The organism is Streptomyces sp. NPDC005863 (genome assembly GCF_042871345.1).
Taxonomy (GTDB): domain Bacteria; phylum Actinomycetota; class Actinomycetes; order Streptomycetales; family Streptomycetaceae; genus Streptomyces.
Genome location: NZ_JBIAII010000003.1, coordinates 651,967 through 666,561, shown reverse-complemented (window position 1 = coordinate 666,561; position 14,595 = coordinate 651,967). Strand labels below are relative to the sequence as shown.

The window sequence follows — 14,595 nt, the reverse complement described above, 5'->3', positions numbered from 1 at the left end:
GCCGGGATCGGTGAAGGGGCCCGCGAAAGGGGGACCGGCAGACCCCCGGTCCGGCAGACCTCCGGTCCGCCCGTCCCCGGGACGGGACGGGCCCCCGGGAACACCGTCAACGGCCTTTTCCGGTGGTGAAGTTGACCGTGTCGAGGACGCCGGGGCCGACCGCCCCGGACGTACGTCCTCCGTTCCGCACCGTACGAAGGGAACTCCCGTGTCGGACTCCAAGACCTTCCTGATCACCGGCGTCAGCACCGGCCTCGGCCGCGCACTCGGCCGCGCGGCGCTCGCCGAGGGCCACCGGGTGGTGGGCACCGTGCGCACCCCCGACGACGCCCGCTCCTTCGAGGCGCTCACCGGCGACGCGCACGCCCGCATCCTGGACGTGACCGACCACGACGCGGTGGACAAGGTCGTCGACGAGGCCGAGCGCGACCTGGGCCCGCTCGACGTGATCGTCGCCAACGCCGGGTACGGCCACGACGGCCTCTTCGAGGAGTCGTCGATGGACGACCTGCGCCGCCAGTTCGAGGTGAACGTCTACGGCACCGTGGCGGTGATCAAGGCCGTGCTGCCGCACCTGCGCGAGCGCCGCGCGGGCCACATCATCGCCGTCACCTCGATGGGCGGCCTGATCACCATGCCGGGCCTCAGCTTCTACCACGGCAGCAAGTTCGCGGTGGAGGGCATCCTGGAGACGCTCGGCAAGGAGGTCGCCGGCTTCGGCATCCACGTCACCGCCGTCGAGCCGGGCAGCTTCCGCACCGACTGGTCCGGCCGCTCGATGATCCGCGCGCCCCGCTCGATCGCCGACTACGACGAGCTGTTCGAGCCGCTGCGCCACCGCCGCATCCACGGCGGCGGGACCCAGCCGGGCGACCCGGACAAGGCGGCGGACGCGGTGCTGCGCATGGTGGCGGCCGAACAGCCGCCCAAGCGACTGCTGTTGGGCAACGACGCGCTGCGGCTCGTCCGGGCCGGACGCGAGGACTTCGAGCGCGAGATGCGGGCGTGGGCCGAGGTGTCGGCGTCCACCGACTTCGACGACGTCGCTCGGTCCTCCGCCTGAGCCCCCCGCCGCCCGGTCGTCCGCCTGAGCCCCCCCGCCGCCCGGTCGTCCGCCTGAGACCCCCCGCCGTCGGGGCCGGCCGCCGCCCGGCCCCGACGGCGGCGAGCAGGCCCCCGACGGCGACCGGCCGACGCCCCGCCCTCAGTGCTGCTGCGGTTTCTGCGGCGTCGCCTCGCTCGGCCGCACGATGACGTACCCCTCGCCCTCCAGCTTCAGCTGCACCGCCTCGCCCGAACCGCCGCGGATCATCGAGCCGATGGACTGCGAGCGGTGCAGCGACGTGTGCAGGTCGGCGGTCCAGCCGACCACCGCGTCGGTGTCCACGAACACCGGCTGCTGCGCCGACACGGGGATCACCAGCGGGCTGCCCTCACAGATCAGACCGAGCCCGCCGGACCCGGTGAAGACGCTGTTGAACAGCCCGCCGCCGGTCACCCCGGCGCCCTTCACGGTCTTGATCTCGTACGAGAGGGTGGCGTCGAAACAGAGGACGTTGCGGCCGTTGACGGTCAGGACGTCGCCCGGCTCGACGTCGACGATGAAGCAGTTCTGCGCCTCGTGCGCGAACCACGCCTCGCCCTGGCCGCGCACGGCCATCAGCGGCAGCCCCTCGCCGGTCATGGCGCGCTTGAGCATGCCGCCCACGCCCTGGCCCTTGCGCTCGAACTGCAGATTGCCCCGGTAGGCGATCATCGCGCCCTGCCGGGCGAACATCTCGCCGTTCACCGCGTACTTGACGGACTTCGCGTTCTGGAGGGTCATGCCGGGCGCGTGGGCCGGCTGGGCCATGTGGTCGCTGGAGAACAGGTCACTCTTCATGCCCGTATTTTGGGCCACCCGGGGTGATCGCGGAAGCGCGATCCCACCGCGGCATGCGGATCCTCTCCTTCCTGGGCGCATCCCGGGTGCGGCCGCCCGGGTTCGCCTAGAGTCCCACCGGTGGAGATCACCGAACTGACCGCCGCCGAACGGCGGGTGTGGGAGGCGTTTCCGCTCGGGCGGACCGTCGACTTCTGCGAGCGCGACGGGGAATCCGCGGAGCCCGGCGCGGGCTGGGGGCCCGAGCGGAGCGTCCGCGGCGAGGTCCTGCGGTGGCTGCTGCTCAGCGGGCCCCGGCAGGACGGCGAGGTCCCGGTCCTCCGCGTCACCGGCGCGCGGATCACCGGCCTCCTCAACCTCCATTACGCGGAGGTCGCGGGCCCGATCCACCTGTGGGCCTGCTACTTCGACGAGGTTCCCGACCTCTACGGGGCGCAACTGCGCCAGTTGTACCTCGGCCGGTCCGTGCTGCCGGGCCTGCACGCCACCGCGCTCCGCGTCGACGGCTCGCTGCGGATGACCGGCTGCCGGGTGCGGGGGCCCGTCCGGCTCGGCGGGGCGCGGATCTCCGGGGCGGTCTTCTTCGACGGGGCGCACGTGGGGGAGGAGGGCGTGACGTACGCGGAGCCGGTGCTCGCGCTCAATCGCGTGACGATAGACGACGACTTCCAGGCGGGCGGGGGGTTCCGCGCCCACGGCCAGGTCCGGATGGCGGGCGCGGTCATCGCCGGCAGCGTCACGTTCGACGACGCGGTGCTCAGTAATCCCGGCGGCACGGCGCTGTACGCCGCCACCCTCAGCTGCGGCAGCGACCTGCACGCCATGCGGCTCAGGTCCCACGGGCGCGTCAGCCTGCGGGGCGCCCGCATTCCCGGGCAGCTCAACTTCGCCTACGCCCGGCTGTCCCACCCGGGCGGCGTGGCGCTGCACGCCAGCAGCCTGGCTGCGGGCGAGCTGTGGTTCCGTGGCGCGGCTCCCGTCGAGGGCGCGGTCAACCTGCGGCGCACGCAGCTCGACCTGCTGCACATCGCACCGGAGACCTGGCCGGACGAGGTCCTCCTCAGCGGGCTGACGTACGGCACGCTCAATCCGCACGAGCCGCCCGCCCGACGGCTCCAGGCTCTGGAGCGGGACGGTGACGGCTACGTTCCGTACGCGTACGAGCAGCTCACCTCTGCCTACCGCCGGGTCGGCGACGACGCGGCCGCGCGGACCGTGCAGCTCGCCAAACAGCGCCGGCACCGCGCGACCCTGGCGTGGTACGCCCGCGCCTGGGGCCACCTTCAGGACGTGACCGTCGGCTACGGGTTCCGGCCCACGCGGGCGGCGGTCTGGCTGCTGTCGCTGTTGCTGGTGGGGGCCGTCACCTACGCGGTGCGGGAGCCTGCGGCGCTGAAACCCGGGGAGTCACCGGAGTTCAACCCCCTGTTCTACACATTGGACCTGCTGTTGCCGATCGTCGACTTCGGCCAGGAGAAGGCGTACGCCTCGCAGGGGGCGTATCAGTGGTTCGGGTACGCGCTGGTGGTGCTGGGGTGGACGCTCGCGACGACGATCGCGGCGGGCGTCACGAGGGCGATCAGCCGCCAGTAGGTGAGGGGGCGGGTCGGGTGCGGGTTCGTGGGGGCTGGTCGCGCAGTTCCCCGCGCCCCTGGGGAGCCTGCGTCAGCGTCGGCCCTTCGCGTACGTCACGAACGCTTGCCAGGCGGCGGCGCCGAGGACCAGGGTGGGGCCCCGGTCACCGTTCTTGCTGTCCCGCACGGGGATCACACCGGGGACTCCGTCGGCGACCTCGACGCAGTCGCCGCCCTCGCCGTTGCTGTAGCTGCTCTTGCGCCAGCGGGCGGCGCCGATGAAGTCGTACGCCACCTCGACGCAGCTGCCGCCTTCGCCGTTGCTGTAACTGCTCTTGCGCCAGCGAGCGTTGCTCAGGTCGTACTCGTGCATCGTCTGTAGTCCTCAGCCGCCGATTCGACCAGGGTGAGGGACACCTCCGGCGACAGCGCGGCGCCCCCCAGCAGATCGTAAGCGCGCTGTGCCCGCGCCACCACCACTGGTTCGTCGACAAGCGTTCCCGAAAACGAAGTCTCTGTATAGGCGGTAGGCGGCGCGTCCTCGAAGCCCATGAGCGTAAGCATCCCGCCCATCGTGGCGTGCGCGCCCGCCGCGTACGGCAGGACCGAGAGCAACACTTGCCGCTCCCGCATCAGCCGCGCAACGTGGTCCAACTGCTCGGCCATTGCCTCGGGCCCGCCCACCGGGATGTACAACACGTTCTCGTGCAGCACCACCCAATACTCGGGCCGCGCCGCATCCTTGAGGATCCCCGCCCGCTCCAGCCGCGCCGCGACGATCTCGTCCACGTACGCGTCCGCGACGAACGGATTGGCCGCCAGCGTCACCGCTCGCGCGTACGCGGACGTCTGCAACAGGCCCGGGACCAGCGTCGGCGCGAACTCGCAGATCTTCGTCGCCAGCGCCTCAAGCTCCACCACCGCCGCGAAGTAATCCGCATAGCGGCGGTCGTCGATCAGCTTTCGGCACATCCGCTCGAAAATACCGTCGGTTTGCAGGACCTCGTCGATCCGTTCCGCCACGTCCAACTGCGGTTTACGAATTGCCTGTTCGAACTGGCCGATGTATCCGCCGGAGACAAAGACCCGCGTACCCAGCGCCGACTGGCTGAGGCCCGCGTCCTCCCGTCTCCGTTTCAGCTCCGCACCGAAGAACTCCCACGCCGCTTGCCGTGAACCATTGGCCATGGCCAACCGCCTTCCGCAGCCCCGCAGTTGTAGGGGACAGACTCCTGCCGAGTGTAGGTGGCGTGCGTCACCGTAGGTGCGAGAAGAGTGAAATCCGAAGGCGAAGGGGAGCCACGTGAAGGTGGATGGAAAACATCACGCAGAGGCATGTATCGAACATGCGGAGGAAACCGTGAAGGAATTGCGCGCCGCACTCACCGAGGCGGGAATTGCGCTGCCCTCGTTGGGGATCGACCCGGCGACTCTCGCCCGCGAGACGCCCTGTCCGCGCATCGAATTGGGCGGATGTTCCGCCGACACGGCGGCCCGGCTGGCCGCCGCCCTGCGGAGGGCGGCGCCGTGAACCTCCACCTCCCCGTCGGCTCGTACGTCGTCGACACCCGCAGCGGCCGCGTCGGCCGGGTCATGGGCCACGAGGGGCCGTACGTCCAGCTGCGCCCCTACGGGGGCGGCCGGGAGTGGGACTGCACCCCGGAGGCCGTCCGCTCGGCGACCACCGAGGAGCGGCTGCGCGCGGCGACGGCGTACGCGAACGCCAGGAGCCGGGGCGAGGTCCCGTAGGGGGAGGGGGCCCGTAAGGGGGAGGGGGCCCGTAAGGGGGGAAAGGGCCCACCCGGGCCCGGGGACCCGTCGGCGTACGCGAGAATGGGTCCATGAGTCTGTTCCGCGACGACGGCATCGTGCTGCGCACCCAGAAGCTGGGTGAGGCGGACCGGATCATCACGTTGCTCACGCGCGGTCACGGCCGCGTACGCGCGGTGGCCCGCGGGGTGCGGCGGACCAAGTCCAAGTTCGGGGCGCGGCTGGAGCCGTTCTCCCACGTGGACGTGCAGTTCTTCGCGCGGGGGAGCGAGCTGATCGGGCGGGGCCTGCCGCTCTGCACGCAGAGCGAGACGATCGCTCCGTACGGTGGCGGGATCGTCACCGATTATGCGCGCTACACGGCCGGGACGGCCATGCTGGAGACCGCCGAGCGGTTCACCGACCACGAGGGCGAGCCCGCGGTGCAGCAGTATCTGCTGCTCGTGGGCGCACTGCGGGTGCTGGCCCGCGGCGAGCACGAGCCGCACCTGGTGCTCGACGCCTTCCTGCTCCGCTCGCTGGCCGTCAACGGCTACGCCCCGACGTTCAACGACTGCGCCAAGTGCGGAATGCCGGGCCCGAACCGCTTCTTCTCGGTCGCGGCGGGCGGCTCGATTTGCGTCGACTGCCGGGTGCCCGGCAGCGTCGTGCCGTCGGCGGAGACGCTCACGCTGCTCGGGGCGCTGCTCACCGGCGACTGGGAGACGGCGGACGCCTGCGAGGCGCGGCACGCCAGGGAGGGCAGCGGGCTCGTCTCCGCCTATCTGCACTGGCACCTGGAGCGCGGACTGCGCTCACTGCGGTACGTAGAGAAAAGTACGTGAACAGCTAGGTAGGAGAGAGCCCCCCATGGCACGACGCGGAATCCTCGGACGGTCCCGCCGTGAGTACACGCCTCCCGAGCCCCACCCCTCGGGCGCGCGGCCGCCGAAGATCCCCGGTGAGCTCGTCCCGCAGCACGTGGCGATCGTCATGGACGGCAACGGACGCTGGGCGAAGGAGCGCGGCCTGCCCCGCACCGAGGGGCACAAGGTCGGCGCCGAGCGCGTCCTGGACGTGCTGCAGGGCAGCATCGAGATGGGCGTCGGGGCGATCTCGCTGTACGCCTTCTCCACGGAGAACTGGAAGCGCTCGCCGGACGAGGTGAAGTTCCTCATGAACTTCAACCGCGACTTCATCCGCAAGACCCGCGACCAGCTGGACGAGCTGGGCGTGCGGGTGCGCTGGGTGGGCCGGATGCCCAAGCTGTGGAAGTCGGTCGCCCGGGAGCTGGAGATCTCCCAGGAGCAGACCAAGGACAACGACAAGCTGACCCTGTACTTCTGCATGAACTACGGCGGCCGCGCCGAGATCGCCGACGCCGCGCTGGCCATCGCGGAGGACGTGAAGGCGGGCCGGCTCAACCCGTCGAAGATCAACGAGAAGACCTTCGCGAAGTACCTGTACTACCCGGACATGCCGGACGTCGACCTCTTCCTGCGCCCGAGCGGCGAGCAGCGCACGTCCAACTACCTGCTCTGGCAGAGCGCCTACGCCGAGATGGTCTTCCAGGACGTCCTGTGGCCGGACTTCGACCGGCGCGACCTGTGGCGTGCCTGCCTCGAATACGCCGGGCGCGACCGCCGCTTCGGCGGCGCGATCCCCAACGAGGAGCAGATCGCGAACAGTTAGCGAACGGGAGAGGGCCCGCACCGTCCGTCCGACGGTGCGGGCCCTCTCACGTACGTCCCGTTACTTGCTCGCGCACTCCTGGCACGTGCCGAAGATCTCCACCGTGTGCGCCACGTTCACGAAGCCGTGCTCGGCGGCGATCGCCTCGGCCCACTTCTCGACCGCGGGGCCCTCGACCTCGACGGCCTTGCCGCAGACGCGGCAGACCAGATGGTGGTGGTGATCGCCGGTCGAGCAGCGGCGGTAGACCGTCTCGCCCTCGCTGGTGCGCAGCGCGTCGACCTCGCCGGCGTCGGCGAGGGACTGAAGGGTGCGGTAGACCGTGGTCAGACCGACCGAGTCGCCCTTGTGCTTGAGCATGTCGTGCAGCTCCTGGGCACTGCGGAACTCCTCCACGTCGTCGAGCGCCGCGGCCACCGCCGCACGCTGGCGGGTCGACCTGCCTCGAACCGGGGCTCCCACGGTTGCCTCCTCGCGTCTGCGCTCTGGTCTGGGCCTGCCGGGCCATTGTGCCAGGTCGGCCCCAACGCGGGTCAGGTCCTGGCCACCGGTTGGGCCGGGACCGTGCACTCCGCGGGATCGCCGGCCGCCTCCGCGGCGGCCACGGCCCGTGCCCTGCGCCTGGCCAGCGGCGTGGCGAGGACCGTGAGGACGACGAAGACGCCGATGGTGAGCAGCACGATGGTCGCGCCGGGCGGCACGTCCTGGTAGTACGAGGTGACGGTGCCGCCGAGCGTCACCGCGACGCCGATCGCCACCGCGACCACGAAGGTCACCGCGAAGCTCCGGGTGAGCTGCTGGGCGGCCGCCACCGGCACCACCATCAGCGCGGAGACCAGGAGCAGACCGACGACCCGCATGGCGACGGTGACGGTGACCGCGGCGGTCACCGCGGTGAGCAGGTTGAGGGCCCGCACCGGCAGGCCCGTCACGCGCGCGAACTCCTCGTCCTGGCTGACCGCGAAGAGCTGGCGGCGCAGCCCGACCGTGACCAGGACCACAAAGGCGGCGAGCAGACAGATCGCGGAGACGTCCTCCTCGGAGACCGTCGACAGCGAGCCGAAGAGGTACGACTGGAGGTTGGCGTTCGAGCCGCCGGGGGCCAGGTTGATGAACATGACGCCGCCCGCCATGCCGCCGTAGAACAGCATCGCCAGCGCGATGTCACCGCGCGTCTTGCCGTACCAGCGGATCAGCTCCATCACGACGGCGCCGACGATGGCGACCGCCGTGGCCATCCACACCGGCGAGGTGGAGAGCAGGAAGCCGAGGCCGACGCCGGTCATCGCGACGTGCCCGATGCCGTCGCCCATCAGGGCCTGGCGGCGCTGGACGAGGTAGATGCCGACGGCGGGCGCGGTGATGCCGACGAGGACGGCGGCGAGCAGCGCCCGCTGCATGAAGGCGTAGTCGAGGAGTTCCATGGCTCTTGCGTCCTCAGGTGAGCAGGCCGGTACGGACCGGCTCCGCGTCGGCGGTGTGCGGGTGGACGTGGTCGTGGCCGGGCAGGGCGTGCTGGCCGACGGCGCGCGGCGGCGGCCCGTCGTGCAGGACGCAGCCGTCGCGGAGCACCACGGCGCGGTCGATCAGCGGCTCCAGGGGGCCCAGTTCGTGCAGGACGAGCAGGACGGAGGCGCCCTGGGCGACCTGTTGGCGCAGGGTGGCCGCGAGGACCTCCTGGCTGGCCAGGTCGACGCCGGCCATCGGCTCGTCCATGATCAGCAGCTCCGGTTCGGAGGCCAGCGCGCGGGCGATGAGGACGCGCTGGTGCTGGCCGCCGGAGAGGGCGTTGACGGAGTCCTTGGCGCGGTCGGCGAGGCCGACGAGCTCGATGGCGCGGGCGACCGCCGCACGGTCGGCCTTGCGCAGCACGCCGAAGCGGGCCCGCGAGAGCCGCCCGGAGGCGACGACCTCGCTGATCGTGGCGGGCACGCCACCGGCGGCGGTGGTGCGCTGCGGCACGTACCCGACGCGGGCCCAGTCGCGGAAGCGGCGGCGCGGGGTGCCGAAGATCTCGACCTCGCCGCCGGTCACCGGGACCTGCCCTATGACGGTGCGGACGGCGGTGGACTTGCCCGAACCGTTGGCGCCGAGCAGGGCGACGACCTCGCCGCGCCGCACGCTGAGGTCGATGCCGCGCAGGACGGGGCGCGAGCCGAGCTCGGCCGTCACCTTGCGCAGGGATATGACGGCTTCGCCCTCGCCGGGACCGGCTGACTTGCTCATGGCGGATGCCTCCGTAGCCGCGGGGGAGTGGGTCACTTGGTGCCCAGGGCCTTCTGCAGGGCCTTGAGGTTGGACTCCATGACCTGGATGTAGTCGGTGCCCTTGGAGTCGTCGGTGATGCCCTCCAGGGGGTCGAGCACGTCGGTCTTCAGGCCGGTGTCCTTGGCGAGGGTCTTGGCCGTCTTGTCGCTCACGAGCGTCTCGTAGAAGACCGTGGTGACCCCGTCGGCCTTCGCCATCTTCTGCAGCTCCCTGACGCGCTTGGCGCTGGGCTCACCCTCGGGGTCGAGGCCGCTGATGGCCTCCTCGGTGAGGCCGTACCGCTCGGCGAGGTAGCCGAAGGCGGCGTGCGTGGTGATGAAGACCTTGGACTTGGTGTCCTTCAGGCCGTCTTCGAACGACGTGTTCAGGCCGCCGAGCCGCTTCACGAGGTGCGCGGTGTTCTTCTTGTACGCGGCCGCGTTGTCCGGGTCGGCCTTCTCCAGGGCCTTGCCGACGCCCTCGGCGACCTCGGTGTACTTCACCGGGTCGAGCCAGATGTGCGGGTCGGCGCCCTCGTGGTCGTGGTCGTGGCCGTGCTCGTCGTGCTCCTCGGCGTGCCCGCCGACCTCGTTGCCGTGCTTCTCGGTGCTGGTCAGGGAGGCGGCGTCGACCTTGGTCTCGATGCCGGACTGTTCGATCGCGTCGTCCACGGCGGGCTGCAGGCCCTTGAGGTAGAGGGCGACGTCGGACTCCTCCAGTTCACCGCGCTGGCGGGCGGAGACGTCGAGGTCGTGCGGCTCCTGGCCGGGCTCGGTGAGATTGGTGACGGAGACGTGCTTCCCGCCGATCTGCTCCGCCAGGTACTGCATGGGGTAGAACGACGCCACGACGTCCAGCCTGCCGTCCTTGCCGGCCGCGGAAGAGGTGGAGCAGGCCGTCAGTGCGGTGAGGCCGAGGACCGTGGCGGAGGCGAGGGCGGCGGCGGGTATGAGGCGTCGTACGTTCATGACACTCATTTTCAACAAATGTGGAAACGATTGTCAACAAGGCCCCCGGGCCGGGCTCCGCCCCCGTGCTGCGGCGGAACCGATTTGATTAGGGGGGTGAGGCCGCCGGTAACCTGAAGCATTCGCTCCCGAAGCCACTGCTTTGGCAGTAACCGCTTCGCCCGCCGTCGTCATGAAGAGAGCACCGTGGCCGCCGACAAGATCGACACCATCGTCAGCCTGAGCAAGCGCCGTGGCTTTGTTTTCCCCTGCAGTGAGATCTACGGCGGACAGCGTGCCGCCTGGGACTACGGTCCGCTCGGCGTCGAGCTGAAGGAGAACCTGAAGCGCCAGTGGTGGCGCTACATGGTCACCTCGCGTGAGGACGTCGTCGGCATCGACTCGTCGGTCATCCTGGCGAGCGAGGTCTGGCAGGCCTCCGGCCACGTCGCGACCTTCTCCGACCCCCTTACCGAGTGCCTCTCCTGCCACAAGCGCCACCGCGCCGACCACCTGGAAGAGGCCTACGAGGCCAAGCACAACCGCCCGCCGGCCAACGGCCTGGCCGACGTGAACTGCCCCAACTGCGGTACCAAGGGCCAGTTCACCGAGCCCAAGCAGTTCTCCGGCATGCTCGCCACGCACCTCGGCCCGACCCAGGACAGCGGCTCCGTCGCCTACCTGCGCCCCGAGACCGCCCAGGGCATCTTCACCAACTTCGGCCAGGTCCAGCAGACCTCGCGCCGCAAGCCGCCCTTCGGCATCGCGCAGATGGGCAAGTCCTTCCGCAACGAGATCACGCCCGGCAACTTCATCTTCCGCACCCGCGAGTTCGAGCAGATGGAGATGGAGTTCTTCGTCAAGCCGGGCGAGGACGAGAAGTGGCAGGAGTACTGGATGGAGCAGCGCTGGAACTGGTACACCGGCCTGGGCCTGCGCGAGGAGAACATGCGGTGGTACGAGCACCCGAAGGAGAAGCTCTCCCACTACTCCAAGCGCACCGCTGACATCGAGTACCGCTTCCAGTTCGGCGGCAGCGAGTGGGGCGAGCTGGAAGGCGTCGCCAACCGCACCGACTACGACCTGACCGCGCACTCCAAGGCGTCCGGCCAGGACCTGTCGTACTTCGACCAAGAGGCCGGCGAGCGCTGGACTCCGTACGTCATCGAGCCCGCGGCCGGTGTCGGCCGCACGATGCTCGCCTTCCTCCTCGACTCCTACATCGAGGACGAGGCGCCCAACGCCAAGGGCAAGCTGGAGAAGCGCACGGTCATGCGCTTCGACCACCGCATCGCCCCGGTGAAGGTCGCGGTCCTGCCGCTCTCCCGCAACCCGGAGCTGTCCCCGAAGGCCAAGGGCCTGGCGACCGCCCTGCGGCAGAACTGGAACATCGAGTTCGACGACGCGGGCGCCATCGGCCGCCGCTACCGCCGCCAGGACGAGATCGGCACGCCGTACTGCGTGACCGTCGACTTCGACACCCTCGACGACAACGCCGTGACGGTGCGCGAGCGCGACACGATGAAGCAGGAGCGGGTCTCCCTCGACCAGATCGAGGGCTACCTCGCCACGCGCCTCGTGGGCTGCTGACGCTCGTACGTCCCTGTATGCCTCGTACGGTCCCTGAGTGACGGCAGGAAGCCCCCGGTTCCGGGTTATGGAACCGGGGGCTTCTGTGCACACTGAGGCGCATGCCTCCAACGACCACGAGCAGGGTCAGACGCTGGGACCAGCACGGGCGCGAACACGTCGTCCAGGTGCAGAAGGCGGGCGGGCAGCGGCAGTTGAGCTGCGCGACGTGCGGCTGGCGCAGGAAGGCGCAGTTCCTGCCGTGGCTCAAGGCGGAGGAACACCTGGCGGAGGAACATCAGGCGACGGTGGACCCGTCGGGGTCCTGAGCCGCCTGCCGCGGGTGGGCCGGGCGGTCCGCCGCGACCAGCCACGCGGCGCTGCGGAGCCGGACGGCGCGGTCCGCGTCCGCCGCCTGGGGTTTGGCCGGTGGATCGTCGCGCGGGCCCGTCAGTCGCCCTGGGACCAGGCGGCCACGGGGAGGGAGAGGTAGACGCCGAAGTCGTCGCAGCCGGTGGCGAGGCGGATGGCGTCGTGCAGTTGGTCCACCCGCTCCTGCCGGTCGCGGGACCTGCTCTCGGACCACTTCGACCGCACCTCGACGACGAAGTCCAGACCGCTGCGGTCCCACGGCCCGAGCTCCCGGAACCGCAGCTCCACGTCGCCGGGCCGGAGATCACCGTCGTACGGCTCCTCGGGGCACTCCACCGCGAGGGACACCAAGTGGGGGAGTGCGGAACCGAGTTCGCGGAGGGTGGCCTCGGGGACCTGGGGCGCGTAGGTGATCTCGACGAGCGGCATCGGATCACTCTATCCAGGGCCCGCGGGGCTGCTCCAGGGCTTTGTGGCGGGGGCGGAACGCCTGGCGCTCGGGCCGGTCGAGGTTACGCGCGCAGGCCGCGCAGGGTCAGGTCGAGCACGGCGTCGAACGCGGCCTGGATGCCGGGGCGGGACCAGTGCGCGGCGTACGCCGGATCGTGGAAGCGGGAGGTGGCGTCGAAGACCGCGCGGGCCGACGTCGCGGGGTCGGCGGACGCGAAATCGCCGCCGTCCACGCCCTGTTGGATGATCGCGGTCAGCTGTCCTGTGAGGTCGACGATGTGGTCGTCCACCACGTCGCTGTTCTCGTCGACGAGCACCGAGTACGTGTCGAAGAGCTCAGGGTCGTCGCCCGCCTTGTGCTGCTTGGCCTCGAAGAGGCCCGCCAGCCAGTGGCGGAGCTTCGCCTCGGCCGGCTCGGCGCCGGCGACGATCTCGGCCAGCGCGCCGGAGGTACGGTCCAGCCAGCGCCGCGTCACCGCGCCGCGCAGCTCCGCCTTCGTACGGAAGTGGCGGTAGACCGTGCCGTGGCTGACCCCGAGGGCGCGGGCCACGTCGACGACCGTGGCCTTGGCCGCGCCGTGCCGCCGCAGCACCTCCTCGGTCGCTTCGAGGATGCGCTCGGGGGTCAGGGGAGCGGGAGCCGCCGCGGATGCCATGGCTAGACCGTACCTGTGGGTGGTTCAGTGCTCGCTGTCGAGGTGTGCCATCTGCGCCTCGGGGTAGCGGGCGCCGGCCGCGGCGTCCGCGGGCACGGCCGCCTCGATCGCCGCGAGGTCCGCGTCGTCGAGCGTCACGTCCAGGGCGCCGAGGGCCTCGTCGAGCCGGGTCCGGGTGCGGGCGCCGACCAGCGGGACGATGGCCGCGTCGTGCCGGGGGCCCTGGGCGAGCACCCAGGCGATGGCGGTCTGCGCGACGCTGACGCCCTTCTGGTCGGCGATCTTCCGCAGGGCCTCGACCAGGGTCAGGTTGCGGTCGAGGTTCTCGCCCTGGAAGCGGGGGCTCATCGAGCGGAAGTCGTTCGCGGCGAGCTGCCGGTCGCGGGTGAAGTGGCCGGAGATCAGGCCGCGCGAGAGTACGCCGTACGCGGTGACGCCGATGCCGAGCTCGGCGACCGTCGGCAGGATCTGGGCCTCGATGCCGCGCGAGATCAGGGAGTACTCGATCTGGAGGTCGGAGATGGGGGCCGTGGCGGCCGCGCGGCGGATCGTGTCGGCGCCGACCTCGGAGAGGCCGATGTGCCGTACGTGGCCCTTCTCGACGAGCTCGGCGATGGCGCCGACGGTCTCCTCGATGGGGACGTCGGGGTCGATGCGGGCGATGCGGTAGACGTCGATGTGGTCGACGCCGAGGCGCTGCAGCGAGTACGCGGCGAAGTTCTTGACGGCCGCGGGGCGCCCGTCGTACCCCGACCAGCCGCCGTCCGGGTCGCGGAGCGCGCCGAACTTGACGCTGGTCAGGGCGTGTTCGCGGTGGGCGGCGGGGGCGGAGCGGAGGGCTTCGCCGATCAGCATCTCGTTGTGGCCCATGGCGTAGAAGTCGCCGGTGTCCAGGAGGGTGACGCCCGCTTCGAGGGCGGCGTGGATCGTCGCGATGGACTCCGTGCGGTCCGCTTCTCCGTAGAGCGCGGACATGCCCATGCAGCCGAGGCCGAGGGCGGAGGTGCGGGGGCCGTGGGTTCCGAGGGGGAGGGTGGGGAGAGTTCGCATGGGTTCATGGTGGCATGACGGATGACAGATTTCAATATCTGTCAGTTGTTAGTTGTCAGTGGGGGGGGCGGGTTTCGCTGTGGGGTGGGGCGCGGTGAGGGGAGGGGCGCGGTGAGGGGAGGGGGGTGGGTTGGTGTGGTTCGGCGGCTGACGGTCCGCTTTGGCCGGGGTGTGGGGGTGGCGGGGCCGCGGGGGTATGTGCGTACTCGCCATCCCTGCGCCACGCTGCACGGACAACGGCGCCAGAGTTCGCTCGCTGCTCCGTTCGCACATACCCCCACGTCCCCTCCCGCCTCGCGCCCGGCTGCGGGTCGGTGGGGCCACCTCTTTCCCCGGACCCGGAACTGGCGTCGCGGCCGGTCACGGATCCGGGCCGTACCCGCCGATCGGCAGGTACGGCCCGGGCA

At 70.9% G+C, this 14,595-nt stretch carries 18 protein-coding genes; 8 read left to right on the top strand and 10 right to left on the bottom strand.

The window, feature by feature from the left end:
* Positions 1-208 precede the first annotated feature (208 nt).
* On the top strand, positions 209-1,063 hold the full coding sequence (locus ACFYO9_RS15305; protein WP_358778861.1) for an oxidoreductase: 855 nt from the start codon (positions 209-211) through the stop codon (positions 1,061-1,063).
* Between the two features lie 141 nt (positions 1,064-1,204).
* On the opposite strand, the gene ACFYO9_RS15300 is transcribed toward ACFYO9_RS15305, so the two are convergent.
* Positions 1,205-1,882 carry an AIM24 family protein gene (locus ACFYO9_RS15300; RefSeq protein WP_388666310.1) on the bottom strand — a complete coding sequence of 226 codons (678 nt, stop codon included), beginning with the start codon at positions 1,880-1,882 and terminating at the stop codon, positions 1,205-1,207.
* A 120-nt stretch (positions 1,883-2,002) separates the two neighbouring features.
* On the opposite strand from ACFYO9_RS15300, the gene ACFYO9_RS15295 reads away from it, so the two are divergent.
* Positions 2,003-3,475, top strand: a complete 1,473-nt coding sequence (locus ACFYO9_RS15295) for a membrane-associated oxidoreductase (protein ID WP_358773301.1) — start codon at positions 2,003-2,005, stop codon at positions 3,473-3,475.
* A gap of 72 nt (positions 3,476-3,547) precedes the next feature.
* Here the strand turns inward: ACFYO9_RS15295 and ACFYO9_RS15290 are convergent, their stop codons facing one another.
* Positions 3,548-3,829 carry a DUF397 domain-containing protein gene (locus ACFYO9_RS15290; protein ID WP_358773300.1) on the bottom strand — a complete coding sequence of 94 codons (282 nt, stop codon included), beginning with the start codon at positions 3,827-3,829 and terminating at the stop codon, positions 3,548-3,550.
* Positions 3,811-4,644 (bottom strand): helix-turn-helix transcriptional regulator, encoded by an 834-nt coding sequence (locus tag ACFYO9_RS15285; RefSeq protein WP_358773298.1) that lies wholly within the window; start codon positions 4,642-4,644, stop codon positions 3,811-3,813. The genes ACFYO9_RS15290 and ACFYO9_RS15285 overlap by 19 nt, the downstream gene beginning before the upstream one ends.
* 115 nt (positions 4,645-4,759) lie before the next feature.
* Here ACFYO9_RS15285 and ACFYO9_RS15280 point away from each other — a divergent pair, with 115 nt between their 5' ends.
* The 4 genes from ACFYO9_RS15280 to ACFYO9_RS15265 all read left to right on the top strand — a co-directional run bounded on the left by ACFYO9_RS15280 (position 4,760) and on the right by ACFYO9_RS15265 (position 6,897).
* Positions 4,760-4,987: a hypothetical protein gene (locus ACFYO9_RS15280; RefSeq protein WP_388666307.1), complete on the top strand. Its 228-nt coding sequence runs from the start codon at positions 4,760-4,762 to the stop codon at positions 4,985-4,987.
* Positions 4,930-5,205: a hypothetical protein gene (locus tag ACFYO9_RS15275; RefSeq protein WP_388666304.1), complete on the top strand. Its 276-nt coding sequence runs from the start codon at positions 4,930-4,932 to the stop codon at positions 5,203-5,205. The genes ACFYO9_RS15280 and ACFYO9_RS15275 overlap by 58 nt, the downstream gene beginning before the upstream one ends.
* Before the next feature lie 92 nt (positions 5,206-5,297).
* Positions 5,298-6,050 carry a DNA repair protein RecO gene (gene recO, locus ACFYO9_RS15270; protein ID WP_355808514.1) on the top strand — a complete coding sequence of 251 codons (753 nt, stop codon included), beginning with the start codon at positions 5,298-5,300 and terminating at the stop codon, positions 6,048-6,050.
* Between the two features lie 25 nt (positions 6,051-6,075).
* Positions 6,076-6,897, top strand: a complete 822-nt coding sequence (locus ACFYO9_RS15265) for an isoprenyl transferase (protein ID WP_355808516.1) — start codon at positions 6,076-6,078, stop codon at positions 6,895-6,897.
* 60 nt (positions 6,898-6,957) lie between these two features.
* Here the strand turns inward: ACFYO9_RS15265 and ACFYO9_RS15260 are convergent, their stop codons facing one another.
* The 4 genes from ACFYO9_RS15260 to ACFYO9_RS15245 all read right to left on the bottom strand — a co-directional run bounded on the left by ACFYO9_RS15260 (position 6,958) and on the right by ACFYO9_RS15245 (position 10,112).
* Complete coding sequence (locus tag ACFYO9_RS15260) at positions 6,958-7,359, bottom strand: transcriptional repressor (RefSeq protein WP_355808519.1); 402 nt, start codon at positions 7,357-7,359, stop codon at positions 6,958-6,960.
* A gap of 71 nt (positions 7,360-7,430) precedes the next feature.
* Positions 7,431-8,321 carry a metal ABC transporter permease gene (locus tag ACFYO9_RS15255; protein ID WP_358705106.1) on the bottom strand — a complete coding sequence of 297 codons (891 nt, stop codon included), beginning with the start codon at positions 8,319-8,321 and terminating at the stop codon, positions 7,431-7,433.
* A gap of 13 nt (positions 8,322-8,334) precedes the next feature.
* Complete coding sequence (locus tag ACFYO9_RS15250; RefSeq protein ID WP_355808524.1) at positions 8,335-9,123, bottom strand: metal ABC transporter ATP-binding protein; 789 nt, start codon at positions 9,121-9,123, stop codon at positions 8,335-8,337.
* A gap of 32 nt (positions 9,124-9,155) precedes the next feature.
* The gene (locus ACFYO9_RS15245; RefSeq protein ID WP_358773296.1) at positions 9,156-10,112 is read right to left on the bottom strand and encodes a metal ABC transporter substrate-binding protein; all 957 of its coding nucleotides are present in this window, start codon (positions 10,110-10,112) and stop codon (positions 9,156-9,158) included.
* 186 nt (positions 10,113-10,298) lie between these two features.
* On the opposite strand from ACFYO9_RS15245, the gene ACFYO9_RS15240 reads away from it, so the two are divergent.
* Together ACFYO9_RS15240 and ACFYO9_RS15235 are read left to right on the top strand one after the other, a co-directional pair.
* A complete protein-coding gene (locus ACFYO9_RS15240) occupies positions 10,299-11,681 on the top strand; it encodes a glycine--tRNA ligase (protein ID WP_355808530.1) in 1,383 nt (460 codons plus the stop codon).
* 101 nt (positions 11,682-11,782) lie between these two features.
* Entirely contained in the window at positions 11,783-11,989 is a 207-nt protein-coding gene (locus ACFYO9_RS15235) for a hypothetical protein (RefSeq protein ID WP_355808531.1), read from the top strand.
* A gap of 121 nt (positions 11,990-12,110) precedes the next feature.
* On the opposite strand, the gene ACFYO9_RS15230 is transcribed toward ACFYO9_RS15235, so the two are convergent.
* The 3 genes from ACFYO9_RS15230 to ACFYO9_RS15220 all read right to left on the bottom strand — a co-directional run bounded on the left by ACFYO9_RS15230 (position 12,111) and on the right by ACFYO9_RS15220 (position 14,188).
* Positions 12,111-12,461 (bottom strand): hypothetical protein, encoded by a 351-nt coding sequence (locus ACFYO9_RS15230; protein WP_358773294.1) that lies wholly within the window; start codon positions 12,459-12,461, stop codon positions 12,111-12,113.
* A gap of 83 nt (positions 12,462-12,544) precedes the next feature.
* Positions 12,545-13,138 (bottom strand): TetR family transcriptional regulator, encoded by a 594-nt coding sequence (locus tag ACFYO9_RS15225; protein ID WP_358773293.1) that lies wholly within the window; start codon positions 13,136-13,138, stop codon positions 12,545-12,547.
* Positions 13,139-13,162: 24 nt separating this feature from the next.
* A complete protein-coding gene (locus ACFYO9_RS15220; RefSeq protein ID WP_358773291.1) occupies positions 13,163-14,188 on the bottom strand; it encodes an aldo/keto reductase in 1,026 nt (341 codons plus the stop codon).
* Positions 14,189-14,595: the final 407 nt, after the last annotated feature.

Bases quoted from the DNA above. Each gene is read 5' to 3' on its own strand.
- ACFYO9_RS15220 (WP_358773291.1), bottom strand. From the start codon at position 14,188: ATGCGAACTCTCCCCACCCTCCCCCTCGGAACCCACGGCCCCCGCACC.
- ACFYO9_RS15290 (WP_358773300.1), bottom strand. From the start codon at position 3,829: ATGCACGAGTACGACCTGAGCAACGCTCGCTGGCGCAAGAGCAGTTAC.
- ACFYO9_RS15235 (WP_355808531.1), top strand. From the start codon at position 11,783: ATGCCTCCAACGACCACGAGCAGGGTCAGACGCTGGGACCAGCACGGG.
- ACFYO9_RS15225 (WP_358773293.1), bottom strand. From the start codon at position 13,138: ATGGCATCCGCGGCGGCTCCCGCTCCCCTGACCCCCGAGCGCATCCTC.
- ACFYO9_RS15265 (WP_355808516.1), top strand. From the start codon at position 6,076: ATGGCACGACGCGGAATCCTCGGACGGTCCCGCCGTGAGTACACGCCT.
- ACFYO9_RS15230 (WP_358773294.1), bottom strand. From the start codon at position 12,461: ATGCCGCTCGTCGAGATCACCTACGCGCCCCAGGTCCCCGAGGCCACC.
- ACFYO9_RS15300 (WP_388666310.1), bottom strand. From the start codon at position 1,882: ATGAAGAGTGACCTGTTCTCCAGCGACCACATGGCCCAGCCGGCCCAC.
- ACFYO9_RS15285 (WP_358773298.1), bottom strand. From the start codon at position 4,644: ATGGCCAATGGTTCACGGCAAGCGGCGTGGGAGTTCTTCGGTGCGGAG.
- ACFYO9_RS15250 (WP_355808524.1), bottom strand. From the start codon at position 9,123: ATGAGCAAGTCAGCCGGTCCCGGCGAGGGCGAAGCCGTCATATCCCTG.
- ACFYO9_RS15275 (WP_388666304.1), top strand. From the start codon at position 4,930: ATGTTCCGCCGACACGGCGGCCCGGCTGGCCGCCGCCCTGCGGAGGGC.
- ACFYO9_RS15255 (WP_358705106.1), bottom strand. From the start codon at position 8,321: ATGGAACTCCTCGACTACGCCTTCATGCAGCGGGCGCTGCTCGCCGCC.
- recO (WP_355808514.1), top strand. From the start codon at position 5,298: ATGAGTCTGTTCCGCGACGACGGCATCGTGCTGCGCACCCAGAAGCTG.
- ACFYO9_RS15245 (WP_358773296.1), bottom strand. From the start codon at position 10,112: ATGAACGTACGACGCCTCATACCCGCCGCCGCCCTCGCCTCCGCCACG.